At 39.0% G+C, this 16,606-nt stretch carries 16 protein-coding genes; 14 read left to right on the plus strand and 2 right to left on the minus strand.

What is annotated here, in order from left to right:
* Positions 1 to 44: 44 nt before the first annotated feature.
* The 6 genes from J7E81_RS18530 (at position 45) to J7E81_RS18555 (ending at position 6,475) form a co-directional block, all read left to right on the plus strand.
* A complete protein-coding gene (locus J7E81_RS18530; RefSeq protein WP_215044723.1) occupies positions 45 to 2,327 on the plus strand; it encodes a glycoside hydrolase family 127 protein in 2,283 nt (760 codons plus the stop codon).
* Positions 2,328 to 2,367: 40 nt separating this feature from the next.
* Positions 2,368 to 4,347: a glycoside hydrolase family 31 protein gene (locus J7E81_RS18535; protein ID WP_215044725.1), complete on the plus strand. Its 1,980-nt coding sequence runs from the start codon at positions 2,368 to 2,370 to the stop codon at positions 4,345 to 4,347.
* Between the two features lie 57 nt (positions 4,348 to 4,404).
* On the plus strand, positions 4,405 to 4,554 hold the full coding sequence (locus J7E81_RS18540) for a helix-turn-helix domain-containing protein (protein WP_308162236.1): 150 nt from the start codon (positions 4,405 to 4,407) through the stop codon (positions 4,552 to 4,554).
* Between the two features lie 28 nt (positions 4,555 to 4,582).
* A complete protein-coding gene (locus tag J7E81_RS18545) occupies positions 4,583 to 5,224 on the plus strand; it encodes a YesL family protein (protein ID WP_215044727.1) in 642 nt (213 codons plus the stop codon).
* Between the two features lie 137 nt (positions 5,225 to 5,361).
* On the plus strand, positions 5,362 to 6,066 hold the full coding sequence (locus tag J7E81_RS18550) for a DsbA family protein (RefSeq protein ID WP_215044729.1): 705 nt from the start codon (positions 5,362 to 5,364) through the stop codon (positions 6,064 to 6,066).
* A 1-nt stretch (position 6,067) separates the two neighbouring features.
* Complete coding sequence (locus tag J7E81_RS18555; RefSeq protein WP_215044731.1) at positions 6,068 to 6,475, plus strand: disulfide oxidoreductase; 408 nt, start codon at positions 6,068 to 6,070, stop codon at positions 6,473 to 6,475.
* Positions 6,476 to 6,553: 78 nt separating this feature from the next.
* Here J7E81_RS18555 and J7E81_RS18560 read toward each other — a convergent pair whose 3' ends face one another.
* Positions 6,554 to 6,637: a YjcZ family sporulation protein gene (locus tag J7E81_RS18560; RefSeq protein WP_215044821.1), complete on the minus strand. Its 84-nt coding sequence runs from the start codon at positions 6,635 to 6,637 to the stop codon at positions 6,554 to 6,556.
* A gap of 232 nt (positions 6,638 to 6,869) precedes the next feature.
* Here J7E81_RS18560 and J7E81_RS18565 point away from each other — a divergent pair, with 232 nt between their 5' ends.
* Positions 6,870 to 7,145 (plus strand): AbrB/MazE/SpoVT family DNA-binding domain-containing protein, encoded by a 276-nt coding sequence (locus tag J7E81_RS18565; RefSeq protein ID WP_251028733.1) that lies wholly within the window; start codon positions 6,870 to 6,872, stop codon positions 7,143 to 7,145.
* 77 nt (positions 7,146 to 7,222) lie between these two features.
* Positions 7,223 to 8,902 carry an ABC1 kinase family protein gene (locus J7E81_RS18570; RefSeq protein WP_215044734.1) on the plus strand — a complete coding sequence of 560 codons (1,680 nt, stop codon included), beginning with the start codon at positions 7,223 to 7,225 and terminating at the stop codon, positions 8,900 to 8,902.
* 63 nt (positions 8,903 to 8,965) lie between these two features.
* Here the strand turns inward: J7E81_RS18570 and J7E81_RS18575 are convergent, their stop codons facing one another.
* Positions 8,966 to 9,412 (minus strand): Dps family protein, encoded by a 447-nt coding sequence (locus tag J7E81_RS18575; RefSeq protein WP_215044736.1) that lies wholly within the window; start codon positions 9,410 to 9,412, stop codon positions 8,966 to 8,968.
* Between the two features lie 418 nt (positions 9,413 to 9,830).
* Here J7E81_RS18575 and J7E81_RS18580 point away from each other — a divergent pair, with 418 nt between their 5' ends.
* The 6 genes from J7E81_RS18580 (at position 9,831) to J7E81_RS18605 (ending at position 16,476) form a co-directional block, all read left to right on the plus strand.
* Positions 9,831 to 10,388 carry a cell wall hydrolase gene (locus J7E81_RS18580; RefSeq protein ID WP_215044823.1) on the plus strand — a complete coding sequence of 186 codons (558 nt, stop codon included), beginning with the start codon at positions 9,831 to 9,833 and terminating at the stop codon, positions 10,386 to 10,388.
* Positions 10,389 to 10,719: 331 nt separating this feature from the next.
* A complete protein-coding gene (locus J7E81_RS18585; protein ID WP_215044738.1) occupies positions 10,720 to 12,072 on the plus strand; it encodes an APC family permease in 1,353 nt (450 codons plus the stop codon).
* A gap of 237 nt (positions 12,073 to 12,309) precedes the next feature.
* Positions 12,310 to 13,593 carry a Glu/Leu/Phe/Val family dehydrogenase gene (locus tag J7E81_RS18590; protein ID WP_215044825.1) on the plus strand — a complete coding sequence of 428 codons (1,284 nt, stop codon included), beginning with the start codon at positions 12,310 to 12,312 and terminating at the stop codon, positions 13,591 to 13,593.
* A gap of 25 nt (positions 13,594 to 13,618) precedes the next feature.
* Entirely contained in the window at positions 13,619 to 13,915 is a 297-nt protein-coding gene (locus J7E81_RS18595) for an SAV0927 family protein (RefSeq protein ID WP_215044740.1), read from the plus strand.
* Between the two features lie 11 nt (positions 13,916 to 13,926).
* Positions 13,927 to 14,175 carry a biotin/lipoyl attachment domain-containing protein gene (locus tag J7E81_RS18600; protein ID WP_215044742.1) on the plus strand — a complete coding sequence of 83 codons (249 nt, stop codon included), beginning with the start codon at positions 13,927 to 13,929 and terminating at the stop codon, positions 14,173 to 14,175.
* Positions 14,176 to 14,352: 177 nt separating this feature from the next.
* Positions 14,353 to 16,476, plus strand: coding sequence for a sigma 54-interacting transcriptional regulator (locus J7E81_RS18605; RefSeq protein WP_215044744.1), 2,124 nt, complete (start codon positions 14,353 to 14,355; stop codon positions 16,474 to 16,476).
* Positions 16,477 to 16,606 lie beyond the last annotated feature (130 nt).

Genomic DNA, 16,606 nt, shown 5'->3' on the forward strand with positions numbered 1-16,606 from the left:
TATAAAAATATGATTCTAATAGAGACATTGAAGGAGAATACATAATGAAAAACGTTACATTATTAAATGGAATCTTTAAGGAGTCGCAGGAAAAGGGAAAGGAGTATTTGATTTACTTAGATGTTGACCGGTTAGTGGCACCTTGTTACGAAGCGGCTTCACAAACACCTAAAAAACCTCGTTATGGAGGCTGGGAATCTACTCCAATCGCCGGGCATTCCATTGGCCATTGGCTTTCAGCCGCTGCTACAATGTACGCCGTCACAAAAGATGAACAATTAAAGCAAAAATTGGACTATGCCGTCAACGAATTAGCTTACGTACAAAGCCTTGATGACAGTGGGTATGTGAGCGGCTTTACTCGCAGCTATTTTGATAAAGTCTTTACGGGGGACTTTGAAGTGGAAAATTTCAGTCTAGCTGGCGGCTGGGTGCCTTGGTACAGTATTCATAAAATCTATGCAGGCCTGATAGATGTTTATAACTTAACGGGTAATCAAAAGGCATTGAAGGTTGTGACTAGACTTGCAGATTGGGCAAAGAAAGGAACAGATAACCTCAATGAGGAGCAATTCCAAAGAATGCTTATTTGCGAACATGGCGGTATGAATGAGGCGATGGCCGATCTTTATACCATTACTAAAAATGAAGATTATTTAAAGCTTGCAATCGGATTCTGCCACCATGCTATCTTGGAGCCGCTCTCAAGAGATGTGGATGAACTAGAAGGAAAACATGCCAATACACAAATTCCAAAAGTCATTGGTGCAGCAAAGCTATATGAGATTACAGGAAATGAAGATTATAAGAAAATGGCCGTCTTCTTCTGGAATGAAGTAACCAAAAATCGTTCCTATATTATTGGCGGAAATAGTATTGGTGAACATTTTGGACCTATTAATAAGGAAACGCTAGGGATTACCACGGCTGAGACGTGTAATACCTACAATATGTTGAAACTGACGGAGCACTTATTCGCTTGGGAGCATAAGAGTGAGTATATGGATTACTATGAAAGGGCCCTTTATAATCATATCCTTGCCTCACAGGATCCTGAATCAGGAATGAAGACCTATTTTGTAAGTACACAGCCAGGACATTTTAAAATCTATTGCTCACACGATAACTCTTTCTGGTGCTGCACAGGGACAGGAATGGAAAATCCTGCCCGTTATACAAGAAATGTTTTCTATCAAGATCATGGAGATTTATTTGTTAATTTATTTATTGCATCTGAAATGGTAATAGCAGAAAAGAAGATAAAACTTAAACAAGAAACAGATTTCCCAAGGTCCAATCAGGTGCAGGTAATTTTTGAGGAGGCGGAAGATGCATTCCTAAATGTCCATATCCGTGTACCATATTGGGTGAATGGTGACATAACCGTCTTGGTGAATGGTGTTAAAGCAGCTGCTAATGCTAAAAATGGTTATCTTGTAATCGGAAGAAACTGGAGTGCAGGAGATACCATTGAATTTTCACTTCCTATCGGTCTTCATACTTATACGGCAAAAGATAATCCAACGAAAGTGGGGATTATGTACGGACCTTTAGTATTGGCCGGGGCTCTGGGAAGAGAGAATTTCCCAGATACGACGGATATCTTGGAAGATCACCTAAAGTTAAATAATTACCCATTAATTGATGTGCCAAATCTAGTTGCCGATAAAGAAAATTTAACGGAGTGGATCAAACCTGTTAAGGGAGAGACATTGACATTTGAAACGACAGAAGTCGGCCAGCCTGGTAATAGGAAGGTGACCCTGATTCCGTTTTATGATCTGCATCATCAGCGTTATACCTTATATTGGAATCTAATGGATGAAGAGGCCTATAAAACGTTCGTAGATAAGGAAAAAGAAGAACTTGAGAGATTAAGAGCGATTACTGTGGATGTGGTCCAGCCCGGCGAACAGCAGCCTGAAATCGAGCATGGCATACAAAGCAGCAGCTCCAGCACTGGTTATTTTAACGAGGTAGAACGGTCATGGCGGGACAGCCGCGGGGAAGGGTTTTTCAGTTATCAAATGCAAGTCGAGCCAGAAAAGCAACTGTATTTGCTAGTAACTTATTTTGGCAGAGATAAGATTCTCTTTACAGATGGTAAGGTATTTAAACGTGATTTTAGCATTCTTATTGATGGTGAATTAATCGCTGATCAAAAACTTGAGGGGAATCATGCCGATGGGCTTGTTGATATGTACTATGAGATTCCCTTAAGTTTGACAAAAGGAAAGCAAAAAGTTGAAGTTAGATTTCAATCTGGTGCAGGAAAAGCAGCAGGCGGGGTTTATGGGGTTAGAATTGTGAACTCTACTATATCTTAAAAAGTTTATAAAAGAGAGTAAAAGGAGGGAGAGTTTTACTGTGTTCCAAACAAAGGGTAATCGACTAATCTGGGAGTATGATGCAGAAAAGCTTTGGATTGAGCCTTGGGGAGAAAACGCATTTCGTGTCCGTGCGTCCTGTACTAATATGGAAGAGAATTATTGGGCACTTCTACCTTCTCCTGAAATAAAATCAGACATCATAGTGAATAAGGAAAGTGCAACCATTGTTAATGGAAAAATAAAAGCAGAAGTAACCAGTAGAGGCAGGATTACTTTTTATAATCAGGAAGGTGAAGTTTTATTAAAAGAAACAGAAAACACCTATCAGCTTAAGTACGGTGGCAGAGAGCTAATTCCTCATACAGGGAGCAGCGATTATCGTCTGACACTCCGCTTTGAGTCTAATCCAAAGGAAAAGCTCTTTGGTATGGGGCAGTATCAGCAGCCTTTTCTAAATTTAAAGGGATGCATGCTGGAACTAACTCATAGAAACAGTCAAACGAGTGTTCCATTTGTCATGTCAAGTCTAGGATACGGTTTCCTTTGGCATAATCCTGCAATTGGGAGAGTAAACTTCAATCTTAATGTAACGGAATGGACGGCTTCTTCCACCAAGCAAATGGATTATTGGGTTACCGCAGGCGATTCTCCTGCAGAAATTGAAGAATCTTATGCTTCTGTTACCGGAACAGTTCCGATGATGCCAGACTATGGTATGGGATTTTGGCAATGTAAACTTAGATACCAGACTCAGGAAGAACTGTTGGAGGTTGCAAGGGAATACAAGAGAAGAGGGCTTCCAATCTCGGTCATCGTTATCGACTTCTTCCACTGGACGAATCAAGGGGATTGGAAATTCGATCCACAATACTGGCCAAATCCTGAGGGAATGGTTAAAGAGCTGAAGGAAATGGGCATTGAACTAATGGTTTCAGTGTGGCCTACGGTTCAAACTGAAAGTGAAAACTATAAAGAAATGATCGAAAAGGGTTACTTAGTTCGATCGGATAGAGGGGTTCGTACCCAATTTAATTTTTTGGGTCAAAATGCCATATTTGATGCGACAAACCCCGATGCTCGAAAATTTCTTTGGAGAATTATTAAGAAGAATTATTATGACAATGGAATTAAAGTATTTTGGTTGGACGAAGCGGAACCTGAGTTTTCAGTTTATGACCATGATATTTATCGCTATCACCTTGGCTCAAGTTTACAGGTAGGGAATATATATCCAAGCAAATACAGTCAAACATTCTATGAGGGAATGGAAGAGGAAGGGCAAACGAATATTATTAATCTGGTTCGCTGTGCTTGGGCTGGCAGTCAGCGGTATGGTGCACTAGCATGGTCTGGAGATATTCATTCCAGTTTTGAAGTCCTAGGTATTCAGGTCAAAGCTGGATTAAATATGGCGATTGCTGGAATTCCGTGGTGGACAACCGATATTGGCGGGTTTCATGGAGGGAATCCGGACGATCCTTCATTCCGGGAATGCATTATCCGTTGGTTCCAGTATGGTGTATTCTGCCCTGTGTTTAGACTGCATGGGGATAGAATGCCTGCGAAGAAGCCGATTGGAACCACAGGTGGAGGGCAATGCCATAGCGGTGCAGCTAATGAAGTATGGAGTTACGGAGAAGAAGCGTATGAAATATTTGAGGAATATTTACACTTACGCGAACGACTCCGTCCCTATATTGCAGGTTTAATGATGGAAGCTCATGAAAAAGGTACGCCCCCAATGCGGCCGCTTTTCTACGATTTTGCAAAGGATGAGGTTTCATGGGATGTCGATGATCAATATATGTTTGGTCCGGAGCTACTAGTCGCTCCTGTCTTGCATGAAGGTCAAAGAAGCCGAAGTGTATATTTACCGTCAGGAGCAGACTGGACCAATCCTTACTCTGGCGAAATTTTCAACGGCGGGCAGCAGATAACCGTTGATGCTCCTTTGGATAGAATTCCGTTGTTTTTAAAAAACAATTCCGATCTTCCGATTATTTCGCCAAATAAATAGTCGAAATCTTTTCAGAGTTTAACATAGCAGTAAATGGCGGAGGAACTCACTATGTGAGTGACAATAAAGGATTTAGCAAAGTATTGTGGTGTTTCACCAGGTACGGTCGATCGAGCATTAAATAATAGGCCGGGTATCAAATTGAAAACAAACACTGAAAAGTTAACCACACTTGATTATAAAATTGTTATAGGAGAATCAATATAAAAACTTTTAATAGAATTGGGTGGTAGAAATGAATATATTAGATACCAGATTTTACGCGATAGTTGATCGGTTTTCCAATCTTTTTATATTAAATATCTTTTGGATTCTTTCTTGCCTTCCCATTATTACTATAGTACCTGCAACAACAGCTATGTTTAGTGTTGTCCGTCAATGGCAGCTGCATCAGGATACGAGTGTAGTTAGAAATTACTTTCGATACTTTAGAGAAAACTTTAAACATAGTTTTATCATAGGCCTAATCTGGACAGCCATATCCGTATTATTGTATTTCAATTATTTTTATTTGAATCAGGACCAAACAGGGGCAAAATTCATTATATTGATCCCTTTATTATTAGTAAGCTTATTGTTTACAGGTACTTCTGCCTATTTGTTTTCAGTTATGTCCCATTATGAAATTACTTGGAAGAGAGCCATTACAAGTTCCTTTTTTATGGCGATTGCAAACTTTCCAATTACCTTGATGATAGTTGGTATGTTTGCCTTACTTGTCGTTGTCCTAATGTACCTGCCTGTTTTTACTTTAATTCTATTTAGTATAGGAGCGTATATTAATTTTTCCCTGTGTAACCGTGTCTTTCATAAAATGGAGCTTACCGGTGTTCGTGATCATTTGTCTAATATGAGAGAAAAATATAAGCCCTTATAGAAAAGAAGCATTCGCCATTTGACGAATGCTTCTTTTCATTTGTGTAGCAAACTGTTTTATTTGCATTATCGTTTCAGTTTAGTAAAATTTAATGGTATGGATGTTGAAATTAGTAGTGAAAGATAAAGGAGTTCTATATGGCCAATAAAAAGAAAAATGAGAAAAGTGGAAGTAATTCATCAGCGAAGTTTACCTTTTGGGTAATTGGATTAGTAGTGGTCTGTATAGCCGCGTTTATATTTTTCGGGAATCATACCAAAAAACAAGAGGCGACCGTAACCAATAAGATTGATTATTCCAACCAGCCCTTTTTAGGAGAAAAGACAGCACCTGTGTCGATTATCGAATTTGGCGATTATAAATGTCCTAATTGCAAGAACTTCGCGACCAATGTGGTACCTGTGATTGAAAAAGAGTTGGTTGACACAGGAAAAGCTAAATTTTATTTTATGAATGATTCCTTTATTAATACAGATTCGATTCGTTCCGCTAAATTTGCTGAATCAGTCTTTAAGGAATTAGGAAATGAAACATTTTGGAAGTTTCATGAACTTCTCTATCAAAAACAACCAACAGAATCAAAATATGAGAAAATGGATGTTTTTACAGAAGATTTCTTAACGAAGACGTTAAAAGAAGTTGCCAGCGATCAAGAAGTAGATAAGGTTGTGAAAAACTTCCAATCGAAAAACAGTGAGGCTGCCTGGAACAAGGATATGGAATACGCTGAAAAATTGGGTGTAACCGGGACCCCAACCATTTTTGTGAACGGGGAGATGTTTAAAGGTCAAACCATTGATGATTTAAAGAAAATGGTCGAAGAAGCAGCGAAGGGGAAATAGAATGAATAAGCCTTTACTTCTATCTTGGGTCGCGGCCCTCATTGCCACGTTAGGCAGCTTATATTTTAGTGAAGTCATGCACTTTATTCCTTGCACCCTATGCTGGTACCAGCGAATCTTTATGTATCCGTTAGCGATCATATTAGGTATCGCCTTTTACCGTAATGACCAGGGGATTTATCGGTATGTTCTTCCGCTTTCTATTATTGGAATGCTTATTTCAGGTTATCATACGCTTTTGCAAAAACTTTCCTTTTTACAGCAATTCGAAATGTGTACAACGGGTGTACCCTGTTCCAAGGATTACATCAATTGGCTTGGGTTTATCACCATCCCATTGTTAGCATTTATTGCTTTTACAGTTATTACAATCAGTTTAGTCATGCTGGCGCGCCGCCCAAGAGTTTAATTCTACAAATAAAAAGAGCGAAAAAACGAGACGTTTTTTCGCTCTTTTTTCTTCCCTTTTAATTTAGCTTAATCAAGATTAGTACATCCAAGATGCACCAATGATAATTAAAAGAATGAACAATACAACGATTAAAGCGAAGCCGTTATTGTTGTTTCCCATAGTAATCCACCTCCTTTGTTGCTGTATTATAAGTTATGAAGCAGCGCATAAGATTGAAATGGACAAGTGCTTATAATTTAAAAAAATTAAAAAATATATCTTTTTATTAGGAAGTCCTGTGGATCATTGCAGGACTTTTTTTGCCATAAAATCGGCATATGTATATTGTGTGAAATGTATAGGTGGTTCGAAAAGTATGATGTATCCTACAAATGAGAGGTGAGTGATAATGATGAATCATGGAAAAATTTTTGGAACAACTAGTATGGGCGAAAGAGGCCAGGTTGTTATTCCATCGGAGGCCCGCGAGGAATTAGGAATTAAATCTGGGGAGAAATTTGTAGTCTTCGGTGATGCTAGGAAAGGTACTGTTATTCTCGTTAAATCAGAAATTATGAATAAGTTTGCTAATTTCTTTTTTAACAAGTCGAAAAGATTTGAGAAAATAGCTAAAGAGATCTTTGATAAGACTGAAACAGAAGTCGAAGAAGAGGAAAAGGAAGAGTAGAATAATTTTTCATTATTAAAACGTCAGTATACCACGCAGGCTTGTCCCGTGGGCAGAAATGGAAGGGGAGGACAAGAATGCGTGAGTTCATGCGCTTACTGTTCAACAAAAGGTTTAGGAACACCTTTTTTATGTTTGTTGGGGTCTTTATGCAATTTTGGTGGCTGGGGAAAACGAAGAAATTTATACATAAAGAGACCTCTGCAAAAAGATACAAGGCAGTCTATAAATCGCAAGCAGCCAAATTTGCTAAAGCTGCCGTCGAAATGGGCGGTTTAATCATTAAACTGGGGCAGTTTGTCAGCTCAAGGGTGGATATTTTACCAAAGGAATATACAGATATTCTCGCACAACTTCAAGATTCCGTTGCACCAGTGCCAACTCAATTAGCAGTCAGCCGGATTGAAGCGGAATTGTCGGGAACCGTTTTAAACCTGTTTACCTCGTTTACCCAAGAGCCAGTTGCGGCGGCATCACTTGGACAAGTCCACCGAGCTGTCTTGATAAACGGTGAGGACGTTGCCGTAAAAGTGATGCGCCCTGGTATTGAAGAGATCGTTGCTTTAGATCTGGCCACATTGAAGGTTTTGACCAACCTTGCCGGCCGCTTTACAAAAGTCAGCAGATTTGTAGATTTAAAGGATGTTTATCAAGAGTTTGAGGAAGTCATTACCGAGGAGCTTGATTATCAAAAAGAAGCAAAAAATCTCGAGGACTTTCAATCATCCTTCGATGAGTTTCCTGGTGTTACGACTCCGAAGGTTTATTGGGAGCTGACCACGAGTAAAGTACTTGTTATGGAGTTCATTGAAGGTGTAAAAATTAATGAAATTCCTCAACTAGACGGAACTTCTATTAATAAGAAAAGATTAGCATCGATTTTGTATCTTTCCTATTTAAAGCAGCTGCTAGAAGACGGTGTCTTTCATGCCGATCCCCATCCGGGAAACCTGTTGGTAAAACAGGATGGTACGCTTTGTTTTATTGATTTTGGGATGGTCGGAACCATTTCGCATCAGATGAAGGAAAATATGGTCAAGCTGGCGATGTCGATTTATCTGAAGGACGCAGGCGGGATGGTTGAGGCTTTTAACGAGCTTGGTTTTTTAAGAAAGAATGCAGATAAAGGTGCATTGGCAAAAAATGTTAAATTTATTCTCTCAGGCTTCTCTAATGGAAGTTTTAATATTGAAAAGATTAATAATGAGAGTTTCCTCGAAGAGTTACGCGAATTTTTATACGAGCAGCCGTTTCAAATTCCTTCACGAATGACCTTTTTAGGTAAGGCAATTATGACTGTTTTTAGTATTTGTAATGGCCTGGATAAGGATTTTGATATTGCAGCGAATACAAAACCTTATGTGGAAGATATAATGGACAGTAATCGTTCGAATCCTGCTAGAGAAACGGTGATCGATCAAGTTAAAAACACACTTTTTCAAGTTATCCCAACTGCCCGTAAGCTATTTACGCTTGTTGAGCAGTTTGAGTCGGGTGAAATTCGGATTCAGCCATCAAAATCGTTTGAAAAACAAATACTCAATCATCAGGCAGGAGAAACAAGGAAAATAGTATTGGCTGTGTTGGGGACAGGAGTATTAATCGCTGGTTCGCAGATCAACATGCAAAATGAGACAGCAGGACTCATTATGATGGTGGGCGGCGGGTTATTTACCCTGTTACAGGTTAGTAAACGCCCTTCTTCACGGCGAAGAAGGGCGCATCCAAGACCGCCGTTTATCGAGGAAAAGAATTAGCTACCTCTCCTGTAACGATGAGAAAAGTAAAAAGTCCAACAATTAGTTGTTGGACTTTTTACTTTACAGGGATTTACCAAGAAATGCTGACAGCATCCATACATGTTTTTCTAATCCGGAATGAATCGCTAGCAGCATATCGCCGGTTGTTTCGTCATTTACTTCCTCTGAAAGACTCATGCCTTCTTTTAGTTCTCCAATGACAATCGAGAAGTCATTGATCACTGATTGAACCATTTCATCTGCAGTTTCACTGCCAGATGCTTCACGGATGGAAGAAAGTTCTAGACATTCTTTCATCGTTGCGACCGGATTACCTCCAATTGCTAGTAACCGCTCTGCTAGTTCATCAACATGAAGGCCTGCTTCATTATAGAACTCTTCAAATTTAGCATGCAGGGTAAAAAACTGACCGCCTTTTACGTACCAATGATAGTTATGTAACTTTATATACAGAACAGACCAATTCGCAATTTGCTTATTAAGTACACTAACTAACTGATTTTCCATGATCGAATATCCTCCTTCAAATTAGCTTCAATCTTATTATTACCAAAGAATTGAAAGGAAATCCTGCTAATTTAAAGGAATTTGATGGCAATTTGGTGAAGAATGCAATCCCAAATGCTTTCTCCGTGATAATTTAGGTGTAAATATGGATTGTTACAACATTGAAACCTTTTGTAAAAATAGAACAATATTTTTCCTCCAAGTCGAATTTATGGAAATTCTAAGCTGATGGATAATATTAACTAATGATAGTTTAGTTGTTTAATAGCAAAGGCTAAGAGACACTATTGTGAATTGCTAAATTTTGGACGATGAATAGAAGTATTACATCTGATAGCCTAATAGTAGACAAACGAACGACTACTAGGAGGTAATATAGTTGAAAAAATTAAAAAAACTAATAGTAGCCGCTGGATTAATGTTATCAATTTCAGCATTTACTTTAACAAACCAAACCGAAGCCGCGACCACCACTCACAAAATCCAATATGGAGAAACCTATTGGAAGATCGCAAAGGGGTTCGGTGTACCCGTTAACAGCTTAATGGCGACAAATAAATCGGTGCCTCTTTATGCTGGCAGAAATATGTTACTACCAAACTCTCCTTACACGGCAGCCGAGAAAGACTTGATGGCCCGTCTTGTACATGCTGAGGCAGTTGGCGAGCCGTATGCAGGAAAAGTTGCGGTTGCGACCGTTATTCTTAATAGAGTAAGAAGTGCGGATTTTCCCAATACTGTAAAGGGTGTAATCTATCAAATTGCATATGGACATTATGCCTTTACTCCTGTAGAAAACGGACGAATTAATCAGCCAGCTGATGCGGCTTCTAAACGAGCTGTCAATGAAGCAATCGCGCTAACTGGAAAGGGAAATGGATCTTTATACTTCTACAATCCTAAAACCTCAACAAGTTCATGGATTACATCACGACCTGTAACCGTTACGATTGGAAATCACAGATTTGCACGATAATTAGTATGTCTAACAAAATAACTGCTATTCACGAAAAACAGCAAAATTCGGTTGAGAATTTTGCTGTTTTTTTATGCATCTCGGATTAGGTTATGCAAAACTACATAAATCATTGTGGAAGAAAAGGCAACTAGTAAGGGAATTTATAAAAAGTAGAGGTTGGCATAAAAATTGCATTATTCTAAATAGTAGGTAATTTATTTATGATAGGAGGAAAGGATGAACGGCTGATTGTTGATTTAAAAGTACCATCAGATAAAAAAATGAAACCGCTTTAAATTAATTGACTATTTGCACAATTTAGTAGAAATGAAAAGGAGAGTTGATAAAATTGGAGAATACCACTCTTAAACGGTCACTTGGATTATGGGCAATTGTCATGCTTGGACTTGGATATATGACACCAACAATTGTGTTCGATACATTTGGAATCGTGTCTAACGAGACAAATGGAGTTGTTCCACTTGCGTATATTGCAGCATTGGTTGTGATGTTATTTACAGCGATTAGTTACAGTAAAATGGTAAGCGTTTATCCGAGTGCTGGTTCTGCCTATACGTATACACGGGAAACCATGAGCCCCCATCTTGGTTTTCTTGTGGGCTGGTCGGCATTACTTGATTATATCTTGCTTCCAATGGTAAATGCCTTAATTATTCGAATTTATATGGTATCCGTATTCCCTAATGTTCCCGCATGGATTTGGGTTGTCGTTTATGTGGCAATCGTTACAGCTCTTAATGCCTGGAGCATGGGTAAAACCTCTAGTTTAAATTCCTTGCTGGTCGTATTTGAAGTAGTCTTAATTGCTGCCTTTATTGTTTTAGCCTTCATTCAACTTTCCAAAGGGATGGGGCAAGGGACTATTTTAACAGCCCAGCCATTATTCCACTCTAATGTCCACCTTGGTGCTGTACTAACGGGAGCTACCGTTGTTTGTTTCTCCTTTATCGGATTTGACGCAGTAACCATGTATGCAGAGGAAGCGATTGATCAAAAGGTCATGACGAAAGCGATCATGATGACCGTCTTTATTGGTGGAGCAATCTTTTTTGTTTGTAGTTATTTCGCGCAAGCTTTATTCCCAAATGTTTCAGGTTTCAAGGTGACCGATGATACGCTGCCAGAAATTGGCTTGTATGTCGGTGGAACCTTCTTTAAATTAATCTTCCTTTCCGGTGCTTTTGCGGCAACAGTCGCTTCAGGACTTGCTTCACATGCAAGTGTGTCCAGGCTCTTATATGTGATGGGGCGAAACGGTGTATTGCCGAAAGAAACTTTTGGCTATGTCCACCCAAAATTCCGAACCCCTGTGTTTAATGTCATCCTTGTCGGGGTGGTTTCGTTACTAGCCATTGCCCCAAGCCTAGAATTAATTTCTTCCTTTATTAATTTTGGTGCTTTAATTGCGTTTACCTTTGTTAACCTATCCGTAATCGCTCATTTTATCTTCAAACACAAGCGGTATAAAACAGCAAAAGATATCTTCTCTTACTTAATCATGCCGGTCCTTGGTGCCGGATTAACAGGGATTTTGTGGTATAACTTGCAAGCGGACGCTCTAATTGGCGGGCTTGTTTGGATCGGAATTGGAATTGTTTATATGCTCTTCCAGACACGATTCTTTACGATCAAAATTGCTGATTTAAATTTAGATGATGCTGAAAGAACGTCTTCCTTATAATGTCTAAACAATCGTCATTCAAAAAAAAATATCCGTCATGAAACGCATTCCATACAAGAATGCGTTTTTTTATTAGATTACCTCCTCACCACTTATGCAAAACGGAATAATCCAATCATATTTTCATAAAAACGGGAGGAATAAATTTTAAAAAGGCGCAAGGGAGCGCTTAAGCGAAGTTGGCACGAAAATTGCTATAAGAATAATAACAATAAAAAATGAGGTGTTAAAGTGTCAATCAAATCAATAGAGGTGAAAAAGAATGAGGCAGGTAAGGAAAAAGATAATTCCTTGATTGAGTTTCAGGAGACGCTTAGAGAAGCGGTAAACATTCTCAATTATCCTGCACAGGTATTTGAATTATTAAAGAAGCCGATGCGCTTTTTAGAGGTAAGTATCCCTGTTCGCATGGATAATGGAAATACAGAAATTTTCCAAGGCTACCGTGCTCAGCATAATGATGCCCCCGGACCGACAAAAGGCGGAATCCGTTTTCATCCCGACGTGACACCGGAAGAGGTGAAGGCACTAGCAGGCTGGATGAGTTTAAAATGCGGAATAACCGGTCTGCCATACGGAGGTGCTAAAGGCGGCATTGTCTGCGATCCTCGTCATATGAGTTCAGATGAATTAGAACGGCTGAGCAGAGGCTATGTCAGAGCGGTAAGCCAACTAGTTGGACCGACAAAAGATATTCCCGCACCTGATATGTATACCAATTCTCAAATTATGGCTTGGATGCTAGATGAATATGATCATATTCGTGAATTTGATTCCCCGGGATTTATTACCGGGAAACCCATTGCCTTAGGGGGATCAATTGGAAGGGAAACCGCAACTTCTAAAGGGGTTTTATATACACTTCAAATGGTCTGTGAATTGAAGAAGATGCAATTAAAGGACACCCGTATCATTATTCAAGGCTTTGGCAATGTCGGCAGTTATCTTGCGAAGTATTTATATGATTTAGGTGTTAAGGTAATCGGGATTAGTGATGTTTTAGGCGGGTTATATGACGCAAATGGTTTAGATATTCCTTACTTACTTGAAAGTCGGGACTCGTTTGGAATCGTATCTAATAAATTTAATAGCTCAATCACTAACCAGGAATTACTCGAGAAAGATTGTGATATTTTGATTCCGGCTGCAATCTCAGGAGTGATTAACAAATACAATGCTAGTAAATTAAATTGTCAAATTGTCATCGAGGCTGCAAATGGTCCAACAACCAAAGAGGCATTAAGTATCCTGGATCAACGTGAAATTCTGGTTGTCCCAGATATTCTGGCCAACTCGGGTGGTGTGATTGTCTCCTATTTCGAATGGTGTCAGAATAATCAAGGTTATTATTGGACAGATGATATGGTTGATTCACGTCTAAAGGAAAAAATTACGGCCAGTTTTTTAACTATATATAACACGTCAAAAAAATATAGCGTCAATATGAAAATTGCCGCCTATATTGAAGGCATTCAACGGTTAGCGGAATCATCCAGGCTCAGAGGATGGCTGAAATATTAATAACCACTATAGGGGAGGAACTTTTATGAAAATAGATATTTTATCGGAGCAAAAGGAAAATCAACTTTTACACTATTTTTGTTTAATTACGAATCATCATCGCTATGATTTAACAATTGGTTACTCGAGTTATTTTTTTGGTAAGGCAATGGTTACCTCGCTCCAGTCAGGAAATATGGTCCTTCTCTGTCAGGAAGATACAAGCCAAGATCAGCATTGGGCCGAACGTTTGGGAATTGAAGAAGAAGATATAACGGAATTACAGAATTTCTTCAGCTATGTCTTACAGACGCAGCCTTATCAGGAACAATATATCGAGTAGGAGTGAGAAATATGTATTTTGGAGTAGTTACAAGTCCTTGTTATGGAAAGGTGGAAAAAGTTTCAGTTAAAGATGAAGCCAGAATTTATGAATGGGAATCGTTATTCATGATCAAAACAGAAACAGGCCATCTAGAAACGATCCAAACAAATGTCAGTGGTGAAATAGAATCATTAGAAGTCCAGGAGGGAGATGAAGTGATTCCTGGGATGGTGCTTGCTTTTATTAAAGAAGACTTGTTTGTCACCGGCAGTGATTAATCGCCGGAGAGGAGATGTGGATCAATCCACATCTCCTTTTTAGGCGAAAGGCATCAGCCATAAGGGCAGCATGGTTTGATCTGCGCCTTCTATGACTTGACAATCAGCGAGTTTTTAAGAAAAATTCTGAAGAAAGTGGTAGTATGAAAGTATGAAGGTGAATAAGGGGGCTTCGTGATGTTTTCCGTGGCAAAAGAAAAGATCAAACCAATCATATCAGTTACAGTGGATGAAAGTGAGGAAGTCTTTCGTGCAACAATCAATAAACTAAAAGAACCCTTTTTATTTTTAAAAAAGCAAAATCAACTTTTTGCTTATTTACACATTGGCAGCCAGGAAAAAGAAGCAGCATCTGTTGAAGTCTTGCTAAAAAATGCAAAACCAATTGATGGTATCTGTTACCTTAGTGAACAAATTTCCCTGCCTGTTTTGTTTCAAATTATCGGTGAGCCCTTTGCCATTATCAGAGGGATCGATGGAAAACCAGCAGGTTACATACAGCGAGAAGATGTCCTCGCAGAGCTATTTAAACAGGAAAATAAGAGTGTTGACTTATTAAAAATTATCCTTACCTCGATTCCAATGGGGATTTTCGTATTAGATAAAGAAAAAACGATTATTAATTGTAATGATGCCGGTTTAAAAATGATTAAATCAACAGCTGAGAAGGTGTTAAATTTCCCGGCAGAAACTATTTTTAGCAAGGAGCGCATTCAGCAAGTCTTTTCAACTGGAAAGACGCTGCTAAATCATCTCGAAATAACGAATGAGATGGGGGTCCTTGTTGATTATAGTCCGATCTTAAATTATGACCATGAAGTGGAAGGCGTCATTATTGTGGTTCAGGATCTTCCTATGGTAGAAGAGATGGCTATGGAAATTGAATACATAAAGGATTTGAATAAGGACTTAAATGCGATTCTATCCAGTATTTATGATGAAATTCTTGTGGTCAACGCCAAGGGAGAACTAATCCGTTTTAGCGAAAATATTATACACGATTTCTGGAACGTAGATTTAAAGGAACTGATCGGTAAAAACATCTTGGAGCTAGAGGACCGGGGTCTATTTACTCCATCGGTTACCAGGATGGTCATTGAAAAGAAGAAAAAGGTTTCTGTTGTACAAGAAACACTTAACGGTAGAAAAATTTTAGCGGTTGGAAATCCGGTCTTTACTGAACAGAATGAACTGGATCGGATTATTGTGGCATCAAGAGATATTACGGAAACAACTAGGTTAAAGAGTGAACTGCAGGAAATGAGGAAAATATCAGAAAAGTATAAGAAAGAACTAGATGATTTCAGAACCAAGGACCGCTTTTTGAAAAAACTCATTTATTGCAGTCCAAAAATGGAAAAAATCATGCATCAGGTAAAAAAAATCGCAGATTTTTCCTCGACTGTCCTTCTTCATGGAGAATCCGGAGTAGGTAAGGAGGTCATTGCTCAGGCCATTCATCAATTAGGCAAACGTTCCGATAAGCCGTTCCTAAAGTTAAATTGTGGAGCGATTCCGGATAATCTACTTGAAAGTGAGTTATTTGGCTATGCAAAGGGGGCGTTTACCGGAGCCGATAAGAACGGTAAGGACGGATATTTTAAACAAGCGGACGGCGGGATTTTATTCTTGGATGAAATCGGCGAGATGCCGCTCCACCTTCAAGTCAAGTTGTTACGGGTCCTTCAAGAGCATGAGGTGATTCCAATTGGAAGTACCATACCCGTAAAGGTGGATGTCCAAATCATTGCCGCCACAAATAAAAACCTTGCTAAGATGGTCGAGGATGGTACCTTCCGGGAAGATTTATATTATCGGTTAAATGTAATTCCACTGATTATCCCGCCATTACGGGAAAGGACTGAGGATATCTCGCTGTTAGCGTTTCATTTCCTTCAACAATTAAATGAAAAATATGAACGTAATTATCATCTGACTCCTGACGCGATTAATGTGCTTGAATTTTATTCATGGCCGGGTAATGTAAGGGAGCTGCAGAATATTATTGAAAGATTAGTAGTGACCTCCGACCATTCTGCAATTGACGCCGAGTTTGTCAGTCAATTTTTATCACTTGGTTATGAACATAAAAAAATGAAGCCTGTCGTTACTCGGGTGATTCCACTACAGGAAGCGATTGATTATGTAGAGGAGCAGTTGATTGTAATGGCGATGAATCAATATAAGACTACCACGAAGGCAGCCAAAGCACTTGGAATTAGTCAGTCTTCTGTCAGCCGGAAATATCAAAAAATAGTAACCGAGAAAAATAGTAAATTGGAAAACTACTCATCCCTATAAATTTGAAGCTGATTCAGACCAAAATCTGAATCAGCTTTTTTATGCACGATGAAATAAAGTTATGCAGGATTGAATAACACCAAGCGGCTTTTTTGAAAAAAGGTTTAGAATTAGCCGCGTGTTATCTGTT

The organism is Bacillus sp. ISL-18 (assembly GCF_018613415.1).
Taxonomy (GTDB): Bacteria; Bacillota; Bacilli; order Bacillales; family Cytobacillaceae; genus Neobacillus.